This window comes from Xanthomonas sp. NCPPB 2933 (assembly GCF_056725225.1).
The window spans coordinates 2,531,218-2,551,526 of the sequence record NZ_CM161518.1; the positions used below are offsets into that span (position 1 = coordinate 2,531,218).

Here is a 20,309-nt window from a genome sequence, read left to right on the forward strand (position 1 = left end):
TGTCGCAATCCGACGATCAACGCCCGTGTGTTCAACTGAGTAAAATTCAAATGACAGAATCTTTTGCTGAACTGTTCGAAGCCAGTCAAGCCAATCTGGCGAAGCTGAAGCCGGGCTCGATCGTCACCGGTACCGTCGTGGAAGTGCGCGGCGACGTGGTGGTGATCAACGCTGGCTTGAAGTCCGAAGGCATCGTGCCGATCGAGCAGTTCCGTAATGACGCTGGCGAGATCGATGTCGGCGTAGGCGACCAGGTCAAGGTTGCCCTCGATTCCATCGAGAACGGCTTCGGTGAGACCGTGCTGTCGCGCGAGAAGGCCAAGCGCGCAATGGTGTGGGACGAGCTGGAAGAGGCGTTGGAAAAGAACGAAACCATCACCGGTCGCATCAGCGGCAAGGTCAAGGGTGGTTTCACCGTGGACATCAAGGATGTTCGCGCGTTCCTGCCTGGTTCGCTGGTGGATGTGCGCCCGGTGCGCGACCCGGCCTACCTGGAAGGCAAGGAACTCGAGTTCAAGCTGATCAAGCTGGACCGCAAGCGCAACAACGTGGTGGTTTCGCGTCGTGCAGTGGTCGAGAGCGAGCACTCGGAAGAGCGCGAGCAGCTGATGGACAAGCTGCAGGAAGGCGCGATCCTGAAGGGTGTCGTCAAGAACCTGACCGATTACGGCGCGTTCGTGGACCTGGGCGGTATCGACGGTCTGCTGCACATCACCGACATGGCCTGGAAGCGCGTGCGCCATCCGTCCGAAGTCGTCAATGTCGGCGACGAGCTCGACGTGCGCGTGTTGAAGTTCGATCGCGAGCGTAACCGCGTCAGCCTCGGCCTGAAGCAGCTGGGCGAAGATCCGTGGGACAACATCGCCCGTCGTTACCCGGCCAACAGCCGCGTGTTCGGCAAGGTCTCCAACGTCACCGATTACGGCGCATTCGTCGAAATCGAGCCGGGCGTCGAAGGTCTGGTGCACGTCTCCGAGATGGATTGGACCAACAAAAACGTCAACCCGTCCAAGGTTGTGCAGGTTGGTGACGAAGTCGAAGTGATGGTGCTGGATGTCGACGAGGAGCGTCGCCGCATCTCGCTGGGCATGAAGCAGGTTGCCGCCAATCCGTGGGAAACCTTCGCTGCCACCCACAAGAAGAACGACAAGGTGTCCGGTCAGATCAAGTCGATCACCGACTTCGGCATCTTCATCGGTCTGGACGGCGGCATCGACGGTCTGGTGCACCTGTCCGACATCAGCTGGAACACCACCGGCGAAGATGTCGTGCGCAACTACAAGAAGGGCGACACGCTGGAAGCCGTTGTGCTGGCAGTGGACCCGGAACGTGAGCGCATCAGCCTGGGCGTCAAGCAGCTGGAGCAGGACCCGTTCGGCCAGTACATGGCGTCCAACCCGAAGGGTTCGAAGGTCGAAGGCGTGGTACGTGAAGTGGACGCCAAGGGCGCCACCATCGACCTGGCCGACGGCATCGAAGGCTACGTCGCTGCACGCGACATCGCCAACGAGCGCGTCGACGACGCGACCCAGCACCTGAAGGTCGGCGACAAGATCGAAGCCAAGTTCGTGGGCATGGACCGTAAGGGCCGCACCCTGCAGCTGTCGATCAAGGCCAAGGACGATGCCGAAATGCGCGAAACGATGGAGGAATACCAGTCCTCCTCCGCAGCGTCGGGCGGCATGACTCAGCTGGGCGCGCTGCTGCGTGCACAGTTGAACAGCAACAAGTCCGAGTAAGCGCGTAGCGCTCGCAAGAGCGTGATGGATCGGCCCGGGCTTGCCCCGGGCCGATTCCGATGTGTCAGTCGAAAAAAGCAAGTCTTCCCATGACCAAGTCCGAATTGATTGAAATCCTGGCGCAACGCCAAGCGCATCTGAAGTCGGACGACGTGGATCTGGCAGTCAAATCGCTGCTGGAAATGATGGGGCAAGCGCTCTCCGATGGTGATCGGATCGAAATCCGCGGGTTCGGCAGTTTTTCGCTGCATTACCGTCCGCCACGTCTGGGGCGTAATCCCAAGACCGGCGAATCGGTTGCGCTGCCGGGCAAGCATGTTCCGCACTTCAAGCCGGGCAAGGAATTACGTGAGCGTGTCAGCTCCGTGGTGCCCCTCGATCTGGCCGATGCGGCAGATTGAAGATCGTTCTACCGCTGTGTTTATGTCGGCTCGGTTAAGCTAGGCCCCTTCCCGACGGAGTCTGTCCATGAAGGTGTTTCGCTTGCTGGTGATGTTGGCCTTCCTGCTGGTTGGTCTGATCATCGGTGCGGTCAATTCCCAGGATGTCACTCTCGATTTCCTGTTCTCAAGTGTGCACACGACCTCCGGAGTCGCGATCATCGTCGCGCTGCTGGTCGGTGTGTTGATCGGTGCCGGCATGGTGCTGGTCAGTGTGGTCATTCCCCTCTATTCCCGATTGCGCCAGGCCAACAAGGCTGTTGCGGTCAGTCGCGTCGACGCCGGGCCCGTTGCGCCTGCCGCAGTCCAGACGCGCCCCATCGATGGACTGTAAGTACGTATGGAATTTCTGACCGAGTGGATCTGGTTCTTCCTGTTTGTGCCGCTGGCAGCACTGGGCGGGTGGATCGTCGGCCGTCGTGGCGGTCAGCGCCACGGCGATACGCAGGTCAGTCGTCTTTCCAGTACCTATTTTCGCGGTCTGAACTATCTGCTCAACGAGCAGCCGGACAAGGCGATCGAGCTGTTTCTGCACATCGCCGAACTGGACAAGGAAACCTTCGAAACGCAGGTCGCGCTGGGGCATCTGTTCCGTCGTCGTGGTGAAGTCGATCGTGCGATTCGTTTGCATCAGGGGTTGGTGCAGCGCGCCGACCTGACCGATCAGCAGCGTGTGCAGGCCTTGCTGGCGCTGGGCGAGGACTACATGAAGTCCGGTCTGCTGGATCGCGCCGAAACAGTCTTCACCGAGTTGGCGCAGCTGGATCAACGCGCGCCACAGGCATTGCGGCACCTGATTGGCATCTATCAGGCCGAGCGCGATTGGGAAAAAGCGATCGACAACGCCACCCGCTACGAAGAAGTCACCGGCGAGCCGATGGGCAAGCTGATTTCCCAATTCGAGTGCGAGCTGGCCGATCGCTATCGCGGTTCGAGCAAGACCGACGAGGCGCTTCAGGCCGTCGCCCGTGCCTACCAGGCCGACGGTACGTCCGTGCGTGCGGGCATTCTGGAAGGCCGCATCGAAGCCGAGCGCGGTCATGACGAAGCGGCGGTACGCGCATTTGAACGAGCGGCGCGGCATGACCCGGAATACCTGCCGGAAATCATTCCTGCATTGATGGCAGCCTATCGCCGGGTCGGCGACATCGCTGGCGCGCGCAACTTCCTGTCGGAGATGACCGAGCACTATCGTGGCATCGCACCGGTCTTGGCGCTGACCCAGTTGATGGAAGCGCAGGATGGGGTGGCACCTGCGTTGGCGTACCTGGGGCGCCAGCTCAAGGATCGGCCGTCGGTACGTGGCGAATCGGCGTTGATCGATCTCACCCTGGCCGAAGGCAGCGACCCGGTTGGCACGCTGCAGGATCTCAAGCACATCACCGACCAGCTGCTGGTACGTAACCCAAGCTACCGCTGCACCCGCTGCGGCTTCGGCGCCAAGACGCATCACTGGCAATGCCCGAGCTGCAAGGAATGGGGCACGGTCAAACCGCTGTTGAACTACGCGGTGGTCTAATGCCGCAGGTCTGGCTGTGGTGCCTGTCGCACCTGGTGGTCGCAGCGCTGGGAACTTGGCTGTTGCGCCGTTATGCCTTGCATCGCCGCCTGCTGGATCAGCCGGGCGAGCGCCGCAGTCATGTGATCGCGACCCCGCGTGGCGGTGGCATGGCGATCGTGGCGGCAATCCTGCTGGGTTGCATCGCTGCCACGGTGTTCTGGCCGGCTGCTCGCATGGTCATTGGCTGGTTCGCCGTCGGGCTGGTACTGGTGGCAGGCGTGGGTTGGTGGGACGACCATCGTCCACTGTCGGCCAGGCTGCGTTTTGCGATCCATCTGACGGCATCGGCGTCTCTGGGAGTCTTGGTCAGTCACTCCACTGGCAATGTCTGGGATGGCGTGCTCAGCGCGGTGGCGTCTGTCGTGTTGATCAACGTCTGGAATTTCATGGACGGCATCAACGGTCTGGCTTCCAGCCAGGCGGCATTGGCGGCGTTGGCATTTGCGTTTGTCTTGCCCGGCGCATGGGCATGGGCGGGTCTTGCAGTTGCGGCGTCCTGCCTGGGGTTCTTGCCGTTCAATTTTCCGCGCGCGCGCATTTTTCTGGGCGATGGCGGCAGTGGCGCGCTGGGATATGTGCTGGCCGCGTTGCTCGCACTCACCGTGGCTAGCGGGAAGGTGAGCTGGTGGATCGGTTGGCTGCCATTGACCGCATTTCTCGTAGACGCCGGCTTCACGTTGCTGTCTCGCATGCTCGCCGGGCAACGTTGGTGGGAGCCGCATGCTCAGCACGTCTATCAACGACTTGCACGCCAGCTTGAGACGCACGTTCCGGTAACGGGTGTTTATTTCGCTTTCAGCGTCGCTGCGTTCTGCTTGTATGTGTTAATTCGTCATGATCCGGTTTGGATGCAGGTAGTCGGCGCCCTGACCTGGGCTGCAGGTACTACCGCGATCTGGCACTTTCTGCGCGATGGACTGCGCAATTCCTGAGTAATGGACTTTTATGATTTCCTGGCGTGACCGTTTGACCAAAGTGTTGCCGCAAGCGGCAGTCGTACTGCACGATCTGTTGATGGTGTGGGTGTGCTGGCAACTGCTGCATGCCGGCCGCTACTCGATGCTGCGCGACGCGCCCGACCTTCCACTGTGGGATTGGCGCACTGCGGTGGTGCTGGTCGCGCAGGGGCTGGTGTTCTGGAAGATGGGGTTGTATCGCGGGCTGTGGCGATTCGCCTCGGTGCCGGACCTGTGGAATATCTTCAAGTCCAGTTTCCTTGGTCTGGTCGCGATCGTGCTGGCGCTGTCTTACGACCGCCTGGACGGGGTGCCGCTGTCGGTGCTGGTGGTCTATCCGTTCGCGCTATCGGCATTGCTGGGCACGCCGCGTCTGCTGTATCGCGCCTGGAAGGATTATCAGATCGCGCATTCCGGCGATGCCGCGCAGCGCGTGTTGATCCTGGGCGCCGGTCGCGCTGCCGAGGGGCTGGTGCGCGATCTTCGTCGTAGCGGCACGTTCGTGCCGGTCGGGTATCTGGACGACGCCAGCAACCTGCATGGTGCCAAGATCCAGGGCCTCAACGTGCTGGGTAACCTGGATCAGGCCGCATCGATCGCCAAGGAGACGGCGGCCAAGCTGCTGGTGATCGCGATCCCGTCGCTGGATGCCTCGGGAATGCAGCGCGTGGTGGCGATCTGCGAAAGCACCGGTTTGCCATTCCGTATGGTGCCCAAGCTGATCAATGTGCTGGAAGGGCGCTCCTTGCCTGGCGAATTGAAGGAGGTCGCGATCGAGGACCTGCTCAATCGCAAGCCGGTTACGCCCGATTGGCGCCTGATCCGCGATTGGCTGACCAACAAGACGGTGATGGTCACCGGCGCTGGCGGTTCGATCGGCTCGGAAGTCTGCCGCCAGTGCGCGCGGCATGGTGCGCGTCGGATTGTGCTACTGGAAATCGACGAGCTGGCATTGCTGACCATCGATTCGGATCTGCGCCGGCTGTTCCCCGATATCGAAGTGGTGCGTGTGCTCGGCGATTGCGGCGACCCGGCCGTGGTCGCGTATGCGCTGAACACTGCGACTCCGGATGCGGTGTTCCATGCCGCCGCCTACAAGCAGGTGCCGTTGCTGGAAGAGCAGTTGCGCGAAGCGGTGCGCAACAACGTGCTGGCAACCGAGAACGTGGCGCGCGCCTGTCAGCGTGCGCGTATCGAGACGTTCGTCTTCATCTCTACCGACAAGGCCGTCGAGCCGGTCAATGTGTTGGGCGCGAGCAAGCGCTATGCGGAGATGATCTGCCAGAGTCTTGACGCACGCGATGCGCCGACGCGCTTCATCACCGTGCGCTTCGGCAACGTGCTGGATTCGGCCGGCAGCGTGGTGCCGTTGTTCCGTGAGCAGATCCGTCAGGGCGGGCCAGTCACGGTGACGCACCCGGATGTGACGCGATACTTCATGACCATCCCCGAAGCCTGCCAGTTGGTGGTGCAGGCCGCTGCCTCCGCTTCGCATGGTGCGATCTACACATTGGACATGGGCGAGCCGGTGCCGATCCGCTTGCTGGCCGAGCAGATGATTCGGCTTGCCGGCAAGCAGCCGGGCAAGGATGTGGCGATTCTCTATACCGGCTTGCGTCCGGGCGAGAAGCTGCATGAAACGCTGTTCTATTCGGACGAAGACTATCGTCCCACCGCGCATCCCAAGATCCTGGAAGCCGGTGTGCGCGAGTTCTCGCACGAGCAGGTGTTGCAGCTGGTGACGCGCTTGCGTGAGGCAGTTAACCGCTATGACATCAAGGCAATGGAGACTGTGTTCGGCAGTCTGATGCCGGATTTTGCGGCTGCTCGACGGAAAGTCGACACGCGATCTGATACGGTCGTTCCATTCCCCGCACGTGAGGTCAGAAGACTTTAATGAGCAAGCGTATTCGCAAGGCCGTATTCCCCGTCGCAGGTCTTGGGACCCGCTTTCTTCCGGCAACCAAGACGGTGCCGAAAGAAATGCTGCCAATCATCGACAAACCGTTGATCCAGTATGCCGTCGACGAGGCCATCCAGGCCGGTTGCGATACGTTGATCTTCGTGACCAATCGCTACAAGCACTCGATCGCCGACTACTTCGACAAGGCTTACGAGCTTGAGCAGAAGCTCGAGCGTGCCGGCAAGCTCGAACAGCTGGAGCTGGTGCGTCATGCATTGCCCGAAGGCGTGCGTGCTATTTTCGTGACGCAGGCCGAGGCACTGGGTCTGGGTCATGCGGTGCTGTGCGCCAAGGCCGTGGTCGGCGACGAGCCGTTCGCGGTGTTGTTGCCTGACGATCTCATCTGGAACCGCGGTGCTGGTGCGCTGACCCAGATGGCCGATGTGGCCGAAGCCTCCGGCGGCAGCGTCATTGCCGTCGAGGACGTGCCACACGACAAGACCGCCAGTTACGGCATCGTGGCCACCGATGCATTCGATGGTCGCAAGGGGCGTATCAACGCCATCGTCGAAAAGCCCAAGCCGGAAGTGGCACCAAGCAATCTGGCGGTGGTCGGTCGTTACGTGCTCAGCCCGAAGATCTTCGAACTGCTCGAAGAAACCGGCGCTGGCGCAGGCGGCGAAATCCAGCTGACCGATGCGATTGCCGGGCTGTTGCAGCAGGAAACGGTCGATGCGTATCGCTTCGAAGGCCGTCGTTTCGATTGCGGCGCGCACATCGGCCTGATCGAGGCCACGGTGCATTTCGCGCTCGAGCACGAGAAGCATGGTGGGCCGGCCAAGGAAATCCTGCGTGCTGCGCTGGCCGAGGCCGACGCGCGCGGCTGATTACCCGGTCATTGCCTGCATCCACGAACGACGCCATCCGGCGTCGTTCGTCATTTGGGGCGTCGCAGATCAGGGTCGACGTGCTGGTCGAGATCGATGTGGAAGAGCTGGCTGATCGACCGATGCGCACGCAGGTGCAGGGCAACGCCAAGCCTGTGCCGCTAGAATCCTTGGCATGAGCCAAGCTGCCGAATCCAGTGAACTGATCAACGTCGTCGTGCTGCTGGGCGCTGCCGTCGTTGCGATCCCCTTGTTCCGTCGTCTGGGCCTGGGCTCGGTGTTGGGGTACCTGGCTGCGGGATTGGCGATTGGTCCGTTCGGCCTGGGGTTGTTCGATGAGCCGCAGGCGATCCTACATGTGGCCGAGTTGGGCGTGGTGATGTTCCTGTTCGTGATCGGGCTGGAGATGCGGCCGTCCCACCTGTGGAGTCTGCGCAAGGAGATCTTCGGTCTTGGGACCGCTCAGATTGCGGTCTGCACGCTGGTACTGACCGGCATCGGCATGTTGCTCGGCTTTGCGCCGCCGGTGGCGTTTGTCGCCGCGTCCGGCTTCGTGCTGACCTCCACGGCGGTGGTGATGCAATTGCTGGCCGAGCGTGGCGATGTCGCCTTGCCGCCGGGTCAAAAGATCGTGGCGATTCTGCTGTTCGAAGATCTGTTGATCGTGCCGCTGCTGGCGATCGTGGCCTGGATGGGGTCCAACGGCGATCCGCAGGCGGCGTCGCAGCGCTGGCAGGACATCGGCATCGGTCTGGCCTGCATCGTCGGGTTATTGGTGGCAGGGCGCTGGCTGCTCAATCCCTTGTTCCGGATCCTGGCTGCGTCCAAGGCACGCGAGGTGATGACGGCGGCTGCCTTGCTGGTGGTACTGGGCGCGGCGCTGTTGATGCAGGTGGGTGGGTTGTCGATGGCGATGGGGGCGTTTCTGGCCGGTGTGCTGCTGTCCGAATCCACCTTCCGCCATCAGATCGAAGCGGACATCGAGCCGTTTCGCGGGATTCTGCTGGGGCTGTTCTTCCTCGGCGTCGGCATGAGCCTGGACCTGCACGTGGTTGCGGCGGACTGGCGGCTGATCGTTGCCGGCGTGCTGGCCTTGATGGTCGGCAAGGGCGTGTGCATCTATGCGGTGGCACGGCTGATGCGCAGCGATCATCGCCAGGCGCTGGACCGTGGCGTGCTGATGGCGCAGGGCGGCGAGTTCGCCTTCGTGCTGTTTGCCGCGGCATCGGCTTCCGGGGTCATCGATGCACAGGTCAACGCCAGCCTGACCGCGATCGTGGTGGTGTCGATGGCGCTGACGCCGTTGTTCGTGCTGCTGCAGCGCCGGCTGACGCCGGCCGCCAAGCCGTCGCTGGAGGGCGTGGAAGCAGTCAGTGACCAGACCGGCAGCGTGCTGATCATCGGGTTTGGGCGCTTCGGTCAGGTCGCCAGCCAGTCGCTGCTGGCGCGCGATGTGGACGTGACCATCATCGACAACGACATCGAGATGATCCAGAGCGCGGAGGAGTTTGGTTTCAAGATCTACTACGGCGACGGCACCCGGCTGGATGTATTGCATGCGTCCGGTGCGCACAGCGCACGCGCGATTGCGGTGTGCGTCGACAGCCGCGAGGCGGCCAATCGCATCGTGGAGCTGGCAACGCGCGAGTTCCCGCACGCCCGATTGTTGGTGCGCTCGTACGATCGTGAGCATTCGTTGCAGTTGGTCGCTGCCGGCGTGGATTACCAGATCCGCGAGACCTTCGAGTCGGCGGTGGCGTTCGGTCAAGCGGCCCTGGTCGAGTTGGGCGTTGACGAGGACGAGGCCGTCACCATCGCGCGCGAGATCCGGCGTCGCGATGCCGAGCGTTTCGAATTGGAGATTGCGGCCGGCAACACGCGTGCCGGTGCTGTGTCAGGGCTGATGTACGGCAATATCACGCCGACCGTGCCCAAGCCCACGCCATTTACCCCGCCGCGGCGCGAAAGCCGCACGCTCAATCCCGATGCGGTGCCGCAGGCCAATCAGGTAGAAGAAGCGGCCCGCGACTGAGCCGCGTGTGCAGGGTGAGCGCCGACACGTGTTCAGCGCTGCGCTTGCATTGGCTGGTCGAGAAAACACATTGGGCGCCAACGTAGCCGGCGCCCATGCGTCAGCCGCCAGCCGATCGACTCAGCCGTGCGTGCGTTGAGCGGCAGCGAAGGCTTCCAACTGCTCGGGCGTGGCGTCTTTCTGGTGCTGCTGTTTCCAGTCGGCGAACGGCATGCCATACACCGCTTCGCGCGCCTGATCCTTGCTCATCGGTTGGCCGTGCGCTTCGGCGGCTTCGCGGTACCAGTCGCCCAGGCAATTGCGGCAGAAGCCGGCCAGGATCATCAGATCGATGTTCTGCACATCGAGCCGGTCCTGGTTGAGATGCTGCAACAGACGGCGAAATGCGGCCGCTTCGATAGAGGTGGTGATTGAATCGGGCGTTGAGGTGGTGTCGGTCATGACGGAATCGGGGACAATAGACGGCCTTCGACTCTACACCTGACGCCCCATGACCGTTTCCGCGCCAGCTGCCTCTGCTCCGGCCCGCCTCCTCGATGGCCGCCGCATTGCCGAGGACCTGCTCGACGGATTGAAGCTGCGGGTGGATGCGCGCGTGGCGGCCGGCAAGGCGCGCCCCGGGTTGGCAGTGGTGCTGGTCGGCGGCGACCCGGCCTCGTCGGTGTATGTGCGCAACAAGCGGCGCGCGGCGGAGAAGGTCGGTATCGAGGCCTTCGATTACGACTTGCCGCACGGCACCAGCGAGGCCGAGCTGGCGACATTGATCGACCGGCTCAACGCCGATCCCAAGATCCACGGCATCCTGATCCAGCTGCCGCTACCGGGCATCCCCGATGCCAATCGCCTGATCCAGCGCATCGACCCGCGCAAGGACGTGGATGGCTTTCATCCGCAGAATGTGGGGCATCTGGCGCTGCGCGAATTCGGCCTGCGCCCGTGCACGCCGCGCGGCATCGTGACCTTGCTGGCGCATACCGACCAGCCGGTGCGCGGGCGCAATGCGACCATCGTGGGCGTGAGCAATCACGTGGGCCGGCCGATGGGCCTGGAGTTGCTGATCGCCGGTTGTACGGTCACCAGCTGCCACAAGTTCACCCCGCCCGAGGTGCTGGAGGCCAGCGTGCGCAATGCCGACATCCTGGTGGTGGCGGTGGGCCGCCCCGGTTTGATTCCCGGCGAGTGGGTCAAGCCGGGCGCGGTGGTGATCGATGTGGGCATCAATCGCCTGGAAGACGGGCGTCTGGTTGGCGATGTCGGTTTCGACGCCGCCGTGCAGCGCGCGGCCTGGATCACGCCGGTGCCGGGTGGAGTAGGGCCGATGACGGTCGCCACGTTGATGCAGAACACGCTGGAAGCAGCCGACGCAGCCGGCTGAGGCGCGCGCGTAACGCAGCATTGCGGCTGCGTTGTGTCTTCGTGAAGGCTTTCAGGGTAAAATGCCGCGCTTCCCCAAACTCGGGTCCGCCGATGCTCCGCATCCAGGCTGAAGCTCTCACCTACGACGACGTTTCGCTCGTCCCCGCTCATTCGATCGTCCTGCCCAAGGATGTCAGCCTGGAAACCCGGCTGACCCGCGATCTGCGCCTGAAACTGCCGATTCTCTCGGCCGCGATGGACACAGTGACCGAACACCGCCTTGCGGTGGCAATGGCCCAGCTGGGCGGCATCGGCATCATCCACAAGAACCTGACCCCGGCGCAGCAGGCCGGCGAAGTGGCCCGGGTCAAGAAGTTCGAATCCGGCGTGATCACCGAGCCGTTCACGGTCAGCCCCGACACCACGATCGGTGAAGTGATTGCGCTGACCCGCGCGCGCAACATCTCCGGCGTGCCGGTGGTGGATGGAAGCGAACTGGTTGGCATCGTCACCAGCCGCGACATGCGCTTCGAGAAGAAGCTCGACGATCCGGTTCGCCATATCATGACCAAGAAGGATCGCCTGATCACCGTGCGCGAAGGCGCCAGCGATGAGGAAGTGCTGGAGCTGCTGCATCGCAACCGCATCGAAAAGATCCTGGTGGTCAACGACAGCTTCGAGCTGCGCGGCCTGATCACGGTCAAGGACATCCAGAAAAAGACCGACAACCCCAACGCTGCCAAAGACGCTGCCAAGCGCTTGCTGGTGGGCGCCGCGGTGGGCGTGGGCGGCGATACCGAACAGCGCATCGAACTGCTTGCCGCAGCGGGCGTGGACGTGGTGATCGTGGATACCGCGCACGGCCATTCGCAGGGCGTGATCGATCGCGTGGCCTGGGTCAAGAAGACCTATCCGCAGCTGCAGGTGATCGGCGGCAATATCGTCACCGGCGATGCCGCGCTGGCGTTGATGGATGCCGGCGCCGATGCGGTCAAGGTCGGCGTGGGTCCGGGCTCGATCTGCACCACGCGCGTGGTCGCCGGTGTCGGCGTGCCGCAGATCACTGCGGTCGACATGGTGGCCGAAGCGCTGCAGGACCGCATTCCGCTGATCGCCGATGGCGGCATCCGCTATTCCGGCGACATCGGCAAGGCGCTGGTCGCCGGTGCGTCCACGGTGATGGTCGGCGGTTTGCTGGCCGGTACCGAGGAGGCGCCAGGCGAGGTCGAGTTGTTCCAGGGCCGCAGCTACAAGAGCTACCGCGGCATGGGCAGCCTGGGCGCGATGGAAAAGGGGTCCAAGGACCGCTATTTCCAGGATTCCAGCGACGCCGACAAGCTGGTGCCGGAAGGCATCGAAGGGCGTGTGCCGTATCGCGGCTCGGTCGGCGGCATCATTCATCAGCTGATCGGCGGCCTGCGCGCGACCATGGGCTATGTCGGCTGCGCCACTGTCGAAGAGATGCGCACCAAGCCGAAGTTCGTCAAGATCACCGGCGCCGGTCAACGCGAAAGCCATGTGCACGACGTGCAGATCACGAAAGAGCCGCCGAACTATCGCGCTGGGTAAGCCAGCGCGCGGGAGTGGGGATTCGGCATTCGGGATTCGTAAGAGCCTACCGCGTCCTCATCCGGCAGCGGTTGTGGCTAGCGTTTTTGCGAATCTCCAATCCCAACTCCCCAATCCCGGCCCTCGATGACCAACATCCATACCGACAAGATCCTCATCCTCGATTTCGGCGCGCAGTACACCCAGCTGATTGCGCGGCGTATCCGCGAAATCGGCGTGTACTGCGAGATCTGGGCCTGGGATCATGATCCATCCGAGATTGCTGGATTCGGTGCCAAGGGCATCATTCTGTCTGGTGGGCCGGAATCGACCACCTTGCCGGGTGCGCCGGTCGCGCCGCAGGAAGTGTTCGACAGCGGCCTGCCGGTGTTCGGCATCTGCTACGGCATGCAGACCCTGGCTGCGCAGCTAGGCGGAGCGACAGAAGCGGCAGATCAACGCGAATTCGGCCATGCCGAAGTGGATGTTGTGGCGGCCGATGCGCTGTTCGCCGGCTTGACCGATCACGCCGGCGCATCGCGTTTGAATGTGTGGATGAGCCACGGCGATCACGTGTCGCAGGTGCCGCCGGGCTTCACCGTCACCGCAGTGACCGACCGCATACCGGTGGCGGCGATGTCCAACGAAGACAAACGCTGGTACGGCGTGCAGTTCCACCCGGAAGTGACGCACACGCTGCAGGGCCAGACTTTGTTGCGCCGCTTTGTGGTCGATGTCTGCGGCTGCCAGACGCTGTGGACGGCGGCCAATATCATCGACGACCAGATCGCACGCGTGCGCGCGCAGGTGGGCGATGACGAAGTCATCTTGGGTTTGTCTGGCGGCGTCGATTCGTCGGTGGTCGCGGCGTTGTTGCACAAAGCGATCGGCGACAAGCTGACCTGTGTGTTCGTCGATACCGGCCTGCTGCGCTGGCAGGAAGGCGACCAGGTGATGGCGATGTTTGCCGAGCATATGGGCGTCAAGGTGATCCGCGTCAACGCGGCCGACCGCTATTTCGCCAAGCTCGAAGGCGTGAGCGACCCGGAAGCCAAGCGCAAGATCATCGGCAACCTGTTCGTCGATATCTTCGACGAAGAATCCAACAAGCTGGCCAATGCCAAGTGGCTGGCGCAGGGCACGATCTATCCGGACGTGATCGAGTCGGCCGGCAGCAAGACCGGCAAGGCGCACGTGATCAAGAGCCACCACAATGTCGGCGGCCTGCCCGAGCACATGAAGCTGGGTCTGGTCGAGCCGTTGCGCGAATTGTTCAAGGACGAAGTGCGTCGTCTCGGCGTCGAACTCGGCCTGCCGCGCACCATGGTGTATCGCCATCCGTTCCCCGGCCCTGGCCTGGGCGTGCGCATTCTGGGCGAAGTGAAGCGCGAGTACGCCGAACTGCTGGCCAAGGCCGATGCGATCTTCATCGACGAACTGCGCAAGGCCGATCTGTACGACAAGACCAGCCAGGCGTTCGCGGTGTTCTTGCCGGTGAAATCGGTGGGTGTGGTCGGCGATGCACGCGCCTACGAATGGGTGATCGCGCTGCGCGCGGTGGAAACCATCGACTTCATGACCGCGCACTGGGCACACCTGCCGTACGACTTCCTCGGCACGGTCTCCAACCGCATCATCAACGAACTGCGCGGCGTCTCGCGCGTGGTCTACGACATCTCCGGCAAGCCGCCTGCGACGATCGAGTGGGAGTGATTTAAACGACAAAGGCGCCGCAAGGCGCCTTTGTCGTTATGGCAATCCGGTCGGGCAATGGAATGGTCTTGTCGGTGCACCGCATCGAGGCATGGGTCAACTGCTGGCTGGATAGCCGGCGTGCGTGTCGCAAACATCACCACTGCGCGCGACCCAATCCAACTCGATCAAGTCTTCCAGTGTGCCGGCAAGTCGAACGGGAATTATCGGTACTTGCTAAAGAGAAAGCCGCGCAACGCGCGGCTTGATTCGCAATGTGTTGCAGTATCCCTCAACGCACCTTGGCCAGCGCCACGCGCGCATCCGCCATGAACTTCTGCGTTTCCTGCGGCGTGGAGAGGTTGGCGCCAAGCTGATTGAGCACTTGCTCGATGTCGCTCGATGCCTCCCAGGCTTCGTCGCACAGCATGCCGGCGATCGGGCCGAGGTAGTTCAGCGCGACTTTTTCCAATGCATCGCGGACGCGCTCGTCGGGTGCAGATCCGCCGACGGATGCATGCGCTGCGCTCGGTGCCGCGATAGGCGTTGCTGCGGCCGTCACGACTGCCGGTGCAACTGGCGCACGCGGCGCAGCCGGCGCACCACCCAGATCCTGCTCAAAACCACCCATCAACCACTGGCGTGAGTCATCGCTGAGCAGCGAGGGTTTGCCCATGCCGGCGCCGGGGTCGGTCTGAAAACGTGCCTTTGCCGCGTTGACCATGGTGAGGCGTTGCACCGCCTCGTCGTTGCGCAGCATGCGGAACACCACTTCTTCGATCTGCCCGGCATTGAGGCGGACGATGCAGGAGTGGTTTTCCTCGGTGACGATGAACAGAAAGCCGGACGCCTTCTTCAATGCCAGCGCCTTGAGCTCGCGCAGGATCTCGATCAGCGGACGGAATTCAGTGGACATGGCGTCTTCCTTGCATCATCTGGTACAGAGTGGGTGCGAGCGGCTCAGCGTTTGCTGAGGCGCTCCATGGCCAGCCGGACACTGTTGGACAGGCGCGAGATGGCGCGCGCCAGGGTACCGATTTCATCTTTGAGATTGACCTCGTCGATGGTGTGGTTCCACTTGCCCAGGCTCAGTTCTTCGGCCACGGTGGTCAAATGCTGGATCGGGCGCAACACGCGGCTCCAGATCAACGCCCATTGCAGGCCGAGCAGCAACGCGCAGACCAGCAGGCCGATGCCGGCGATCCACAGCGATTGGCGCACGATCACGCCATTGACGTCGCTCTTGGGATAGGCAGAGACCAGGGTGAAGCCCCAATCGGGCACTTCCTGCTTGGTCACGACCCAGTCGCCGGGGCTGTCCTTGACGATGCGTTCGATGGTCGCAGTGTCGGTGGTGGCACCGGTGGTGGACTGGAAGCGCAGCTTGTTCTTGCTGTCGAAGATGGCGATGAAGCCGGAATCGAGCACGCGGCGGCTGCTGACCACGTTTTCCAGCGCCTGCGTATCGGCCTTGTAGCCGACGTACCAGGCACCGATCACGCGCTTGTCGTTGCCGGCAAAGATTGGCTCGTAGCCGGTGACGTACGGGTTGCCGAGGATGTCGACCACGCCGTAGAAACTTTCGCCGTTACGCAGCTTGGCGGCGGCCTGGCCGTTGGGATCGAGCACGGTGCCGATGGCGCGGCTGCCGTCGTCCTTCTTGACGTTGGTGGAGATGCGCACGAAGTCTTCGCCGGTCCGCGAGAACAGCGTGGCGGTGCCTTCGTGGATGGCGGTGACATCGTCGAGCATGTCGAAGGCATTGGCTTGCGCCTTCTGGCCCAGCAGCAGGTCGTTGGCGTTGCGGTCGCCCACGCGCACTTCGTTGCCGATGCTTGCGGCGCCGTGTGCGTTGGCTTCCTTGCGCAGCTGGCGCATGGAGGAATTGACGCGGTCGAGCATCATCGCGCGAGTGACAGAGAACAGGGTCTGCAAGGACACCGACTGGCGCTCGATCGCGTCGCCGGCCTCGAATTTGACCCGGTTCGCTTCGGTAATGGCCAGAATGACCGTCAGTGCCGCCACCACGACCAGCACCAAGGCCAGCACCGGCAACAGCAGGCGCACCCGCAAAGAGTGACGAAGCATCGCAATTCCCCTGAACGCGTTTAGTGATTGGATCGAGTGCCGCCGCTGCGCTTTGCTGCGTCCGGACGTAGCCGTTATCGGCTGTCGCACACGATGCTGAAGCGACCCCCTTGCCGCTCGGCGGTGCATACCATAGCGCAAGCCCGTCGATTTGACAGGGCGGCGGTCACGCTGCCCTGGCCCTGCGTTCAAGAATGCTGGACCGCTCAGGTCTCCAGCGACAGGATCCCGCGACGCAAAGCGACGGTCACTGCATGGGTGCGATCGTGCACGCCGAGCTTGCACAGGATGTTTTTCATATGCGCCTTGACGGTCTCTTCGGAAATCGTCAAAGCGCTGCCGATCTGCTTGTTGGAGCAGCCGGTGGCGACCAGGCTGAGTACTTCGGTCTCGCGCGCAGACAGGGCATCGTCGAGTACGTGTGCGGCGATGTTTTCGGCCACTAGCGCCGGCACATGCCGCCGTTGGCCGCGGCGCACGTCGCGGATAGTGTCCACCAGTTCGCGGCGCAGCGAACTTTTCAGCAGATAGCCGCAGGCACCGGCCTGCAACGCGCGCACCGCACGCACATCGCCGGTGTAGGTGGTCAGCACGATGACCTTGGCAGACGGGTCGAGGCGGCGGATGCGCTGGATCGCTTCCACACCATCCACGCGCGGCATCTGCAGATCCATCAACACCACATCCGGGCGCAGGCTGCTGTAGCAGGCCACCGCCTGTTCGCCGTCTTCGGCCTCGCCGACCACGCGCATGTCGTGCTCGGCCGCGAGCATGGCGCTGAGACCATCGCGCAGCAGCGGATGGTCGTCTACCACCAGCACATCGGTTGCTTTGACCATCTCAGCCATTGCTGCTCTCCGTGGATGTTGCCTGTCGAAATGGCCACCACCAGCGCGGTGGACTTGCGTAGGCCGCACGCGCGGGTACCAGGATCTGAATTTCGGTACCGCTGCCGGGGCGCGACCACAACTGCATCTTGGCGCCGATGCGTTGCGCGCGTTCCTGCATGCCGGTAAGTCCCCAGTGGCCGGTGCGGGCCTGGCCGTGCAGGACGTCCGGTTCGAGACCGCAGCCATCGTCATGGATGCGCAGCACGAAGTCACGTGCACCGTAACGCAGTTCCAGCGCAATACGGGTGGCATTGGCATGCCGGTCGGCATTGGTGAGCGCTTCGCGGCCGAGCTGGAACAGCTCATCGGCCACCAGCGGGCGCAAGCGCAGGGGCCGGCCTTCGACCAGGAGATGCAGTTCCGCCGTGGGTGGCGGCATGATCGCATTGCGTGCCCGTTGCAGGGCACCGGCCAGGTCTTCGTGCAGGGATTGGCTGTCGCGCAGCCCGTTGACGCGGTCGCGGCCTTCGATCAGCGCGTCTTCGGCCAGGTCCACCGCCTGCTCCAGTTCCAGCCGGCGCGGGTCGTTCGAGGGCAACGAGCGGCTGGCCGCGTGCAGACGCAGAATCAGTCCCTGCGTGCCCTGCAACAAGGTGTCGTGCAATTCGCGGGCGATGCGCTCGCGTTCGCGATAACGCTCCTCCAGGCGCGCACGCAAGCGGCCGGCGACCTGGCGGGTACGCATGCGCCAGGCGATGCCCAACGCCAGCAGCATCGCGAGCGCGCAGCAGAGCTTGAACTGCCAGGTCTGCACGAACGCTGCTGCAATGACGAAGTCCAGCGTGTCGCCGCGTTGGTTCCATACGCCGTCGTTGTTGGCTGCGGCAATGTGGAAGCGATAACGCCCCGGAGCGAGATTGGTATAGAACGCCTCGTTGCGATTGCCTGCGTCCTGCCATTGCGCGTCCACGCCCTCCAGCCGGTAGCGGAAGCGCACGCGTTCGGGACGGGTGAGGCTGATGGCGTCGTAGCCAATGCGCAGGCGATCGGTCCATTTTGGCAGTTGCAGGCCGTCCTGCCGCGGATAGGGCCGTTCGTTGGCGACTACCTCGGTGATGAACACCGCCGGTGCGATCGGGTTGCGGTAGGTCTGTTCGGGATCGAGCCAGGCCAGGCCCTGATTGGTGGCGAACCAGAGCAACCCATCGTCGGCGGCAAGTGCGGTGGGCACCGGCGTGGCCTGCTGGGCGACGCCCGGCAGCCCATCCATGATGTCGTACAGGTGCAGCGCCGGGCTGGCCACGCCGGTGCGCAGGCTGGTCAGCAGCGCTTGCCGACCGAGGTGCACCACGCCGCGATTGCCGTTCAACCAAAACGTGCCGCGGCGGTCCTGCGCGATGCCGGTGATGCCTTGCAGGAGCGCAGTGGCCTGGTCGGGTACCTGTCGAAAGCGGCCATCCTCGCCCAACACCGCAAGCCCGGTTTCGCCAGCCACCAGCGTGAGCGAGCCGCGTTGCAGCACGGCGGTGATCGGGCCGACCGACAAGCCGTCGGCCGCGCTGTATCGGTGGACCTGCGTGCCACGCAACATGCGCAGTTCGCCCGTGACGGTACCCACCCACATGCCGCCATCGCTGGTGTTGGCAAGCACCGAACATGGCGTGTCCTGCAGGCTGGCGATGGGTTGCCAGAGGCCGTTGTCGAACTGGAAGGCACCGTCTGCTTCGGTGCAGATCCATGGATGGTTGTGCGCATCGACAACCAGGGCGCGCACGGAGCCGGCCGACAATGCATGTGGCAGCGGCACTGCTTGCCCGCGGCCTGCTTGCAGCCGTAACAGCTCGTGCCTGCCCAGCACCCAGCCGCTGGCGGTCGCCGGGACGTCCAGCACCGCGACAGACGCACCGTGCTGCAAACGTTCGACGCGATCGCGCGTCAACGCCTGCAGGCGACCGTCGCGAAAGGTCGCCAGTAGCGGTGCTGCGGTCTGGCTGGGCGTGGTGGTGAAGAGCGCCACCGCCATCGCCTGACCCGGCAACAGCGGCGCAAGCGGCAGCAACGCGCGATGACGGAAGCGGTTGAGGCCCAGATTGGTGCCGGCCCACAGATTGCCTTCGCGATCTTCCAGCAGCGGGCCGGCGGTGGTCGAGGTCAGGCCCTGCATGGTGTCGAAGCGTTCCAGCACCGGCGCCGGCGACGCCGGCGATGCGATGCGGAACAGCCCGCGCGCCGCGTAGTCGCTGCCCCACAACGCACCGTCGCGGGTGAAGCGGATGCGGTGTGCAAACAGGCCGGGAAACTGCGGCTGCGCGCGTACCGCTGCGGGCAGCACCTGGCCGTGTGCGTCGGTCAGCGCAAACACGCCGCGATATGGATCGGCCACCCAGATCGCGCCATCGGGACTCTCGGTCATGGTGACGAAATGGCCGATTCGCTGGCCGCTGGGCTCGAAACGTTTGGCGCCGGGCCGCAGCAGCAGAATCTGCGCGCCATCGCTGACCCACAGCACGCCGCGGCGATCGCGCAACAGCCATTGCGCGCGGGTGGCTGCATAGCCCCACTCCATACCGGCGCGTTGCCAACGTTGCCCGTCGAACCAGCACAACCCGCCATCGATGGCCGCCCACAGACGCCCGCTGCCATCGCGCTCGATCCGGAACACCATGCCGGCCGGCAGGTCCTTGCCGGGTGCGAAGTGGGTGAGGTGGCCGTCCGCCATCCGGTCGATGCCGGCGTTGAAATAGCCGATCCAGGCGCTGTTGTCCGGCGTCAGCGCCAGCGTGGTCATGTTGTGCGAGGCATAGGCCTCACCGTCGGGCGGCGTCCGCCGCGCGAAGTGTTGGCCATCGAACTGGAACAGCCCGAAGCCGGTGGCCAACCACAACGGGCCGGTGTCGGCCTGCTGGATGTCCCAGATATCGGCCGGCGCACCGCGCTCGGTGCTCCACGCGGTGTGATGGAACTGCAGCAATCCGTCGCGCGTGGAGGCGATCGCGCTTGCCCAGGCCGGTGCGCACAGCAGGCTGCTGCCACAGCACGCCAACGCCGCCAGCGCGATGCACACGCGCAGCAGCGAAGACGATCGAATAGCGGGCGCATGCGGCATCGCGGCATTGTCGGGCGGGATCAGGGCAAGCACCAACACCTCTTTCGGGGGAGCGACGTATGGATCGAATTCGAGTAGGTGCTACTAGCGAGCGAGATTCGGCACGGCTGGACTTCAGCGCCGGGTGCGCTGCGCTGCACGCAACTATAGGGCGGGGCGATTGCGGTGATG

16 protein-coding genes are annotated in these 20,309 nt (G+C 63.6%); 11 read left to right on the plus strand and 5 right to left on the minus strand.

All coding sequences use genetic code 11. The features are described from left to right. Positions 1-50: 50 nt before the first annotated feature. The 8 genes from rpsA (at position 51) to AC1PLU_RS10455 (ending at position 9,518) form a co-directional block, all read left to right on the plus strand. Positions 51-1,739, plus strand: a complete 1,689-nt coding sequence (gene rpsA / locus AC1PLU_RS10420) for a 30S ribosomal protein S1 (protein WP_023904145.1) — start codon at positions 51-53, stop codon at positions 1,737-1,739. Between the two features lie 89 nt (positions 1,740-1,828). Beyond that, entirely contained in the window at positions 1,829-2,140 is a 312-nt protein-coding gene (locus AC1PLU_RS10425; protein WP_481108380.1) for an integration host factor subunit beta, read from the plus strand. A 67-nt stretch (positions 2,141-2,207) separates the two neighbouring features. Further along, entirely contained in the window at positions 2,208-2,513 is a 306-nt protein-coding gene (locus AC1PLU_RS10430; RefSeq protein ID WP_481108381.1) for a lipopolysaccharide assembly protein LapA domain-containing protein, read from the plus strand. Positions 2,514-2,519: 6 nt separating this feature from the next. Then, a complete protein-coding gene (lapB, locus tag AC1PLU_RS10435) occupies positions 2,520-3,698 on the plus strand; it encodes a lipopolysaccharide assembly protein LapB (protein ID WP_006451181.1) in 1,179 nt (392 codons plus the stop codon). Then, the gene (locus tag AC1PLU_RS10440; RefSeq protein ID WP_481108382.1) at positions 3,698-4,672 is read left to right on the plus strand and encodes an MraY family glycosyltransferase; all 975 of its coding nucleotides are present in this window, start codon (positions 3,698-3,700) and stop codon (positions 4,670-4,672) included. The genes lapB and AC1PLU_RS10440 overlap by 1 nt, the downstream gene beginning before the upstream one ends. Positions 4,673-4,685: 13 nt before the next feature. Continuing rightward, positions 4,686-6,593 carry a polysaccharide biosynthesis protein gene (locus AC1PLU_RS10445; RefSeq protein ID WP_481108383.1) on the plus strand — a complete coding sequence of 636 codons (1,908 nt, stop codon included), beginning with the start codon at positions 4,686-4,688 and terminating at the stop codon, positions 6,591-6,593. Further along, positions 6,593-7,486: a UTP--glucose-1-phosphate uridylyltransferase GalU gene (gene galU, locus AC1PLU_RS10450; protein ID WP_006451184.1), complete on the plus strand. Its 894-nt coding sequence runs from the start codon at positions 6,593-6,595 to the stop codon at positions 7,484-7,486. The genes AC1PLU_RS10445 and galU overlap by 1 nt, the downstream gene beginning before the upstream one ends. Before the next feature lie 175 nt (positions 7,487-7,661). Continuing rightward, positions 7,662-9,518 (plus strand): monovalent cation:proton antiporter-2 (CPA2) family protein, encoded by a 1,857-nt coding sequence (locus tag AC1PLU_RS10455; RefSeq protein WP_481108384.1) that lies wholly within the window; start codon positions 7,662-7,664, stop codon positions 9,516-9,518. A 120-nt stretch (positions 9,519-9,638) separates the two neighbouring features. On the opposite strand, the gene AC1PLU_RS10460 is transcribed toward AC1PLU_RS10455, so the two are convergent. Then, complete coding sequence (locus tag AC1PLU_RS10460) at positions 9,639-9,959, minus strand: DUF1244 domain-containing protein (protein WP_023904140.1); 321 nt, start codon at positions 9,957-9,959, stop codon at positions 9,639-9,641. 49 nt (positions 9,960-10,008) lie between these two features. On the opposite strand from AC1PLU_RS10460, the gene folD reads away from it, so the two are divergent. The 3 genes from folD (at position 10,009) to guaA (ending at position 14,135) form a co-directional block, all read left to right on the plus strand. Next, positions 10,009-10,893 carry a bifunctional methylenetetrahydrofolate dehydrogenase/methenyltetrahydrofolate cyclohydrolase FolD gene (folD, locus tag AC1PLU_RS10465; protein WP_176339874.1) on the plus strand — a complete coding sequence of 295 codons (885 nt, stop codon included), beginning with the start codon at positions 10,009-10,011 and terminating at the stop codon, positions 10,891-10,893. A 92-nt stretch (positions 10,894-10,985) separates the two neighbouring features. Further along, a complete protein-coding gene (guaB, locus tag AC1PLU_RS10470) occupies positions 10,986-12,443 on the plus strand; it encodes an IMP dehydrogenase (RefSeq protein WP_104591596.1) in 1,458 nt (485 codons plus the stop codon). 126 nt (positions 12,444-12,569) lie between these two features. Continuing rightward, positions 12,570-14,135 (plus strand): glutamine-hydrolyzing GMP synthase, encoded by a 1,566-nt coding sequence (gene guaA / locus AC1PLU_RS10475; protein WP_168957440.1) that lies wholly within the window; start codon positions 12,570-12,572, stop codon positions 14,133-14,135. 271 nt (positions 14,136-14,406) lie between these two features. Here guaA and AC1PLU_RS10480 read toward each other — a convergent pair whose 3' ends face one another. The 4 genes from AC1PLU_RS10480 to AC1PLU_RS10495 form a co-directional block, all read right to left on the minus strand. Beyond that, positions 14,407-15,030 (minus strand): DUF8082 domain-containing protein, encoded by a 624-nt coding sequence (locus AC1PLU_RS10480; protein ID WP_481108385.1) that lies wholly within the window; start codon positions 15,028-15,030, stop codon positions 14,407-14,409. 44 nt (positions 15,031-15,074) lie between these two features. Continuing rightward, positions 15,075-16,202, minus strand: coding sequence for a Cache 3/Cache 2 fusion domain-containing protein (locus AC1PLU_RS10485; protein WP_268214948.1), 1,128 nt, complete (start codon positions 16,200-16,202; stop codon positions 15,075-15,077). 206 nt (positions 16,203-16,408) lie between these two features. Then, positions 16,409-17,050 carry a response regulator transcription factor gene (locus AC1PLU_RS10490; protein ID WP_481108386.1) on the minus strand — a complete coding sequence of 214 codons (642 nt, stop codon included), beginning with the start codon at positions 17,048-17,050 and terminating at the stop codon, positions 16,409-16,411. Then, positions 17,043-20,138 carry a sensor histidine kinase gene (locus tag AC1PLU_RS10495; protein WP_481108500.1) on the minus strand — a complete coding sequence of 1,032 codons (3,096 nt, stop codon included), beginning with the start codon at positions 20,136-20,138 and terminating at the stop codon, positions 17,043-17,045. Before AC1PLU_RS10495 ends, AC1PLU_RS10490 begins: the two co-directional genes overlap by 8 nt. Positions 20,139-20,309 lie beyond the last annotated feature (171 nt).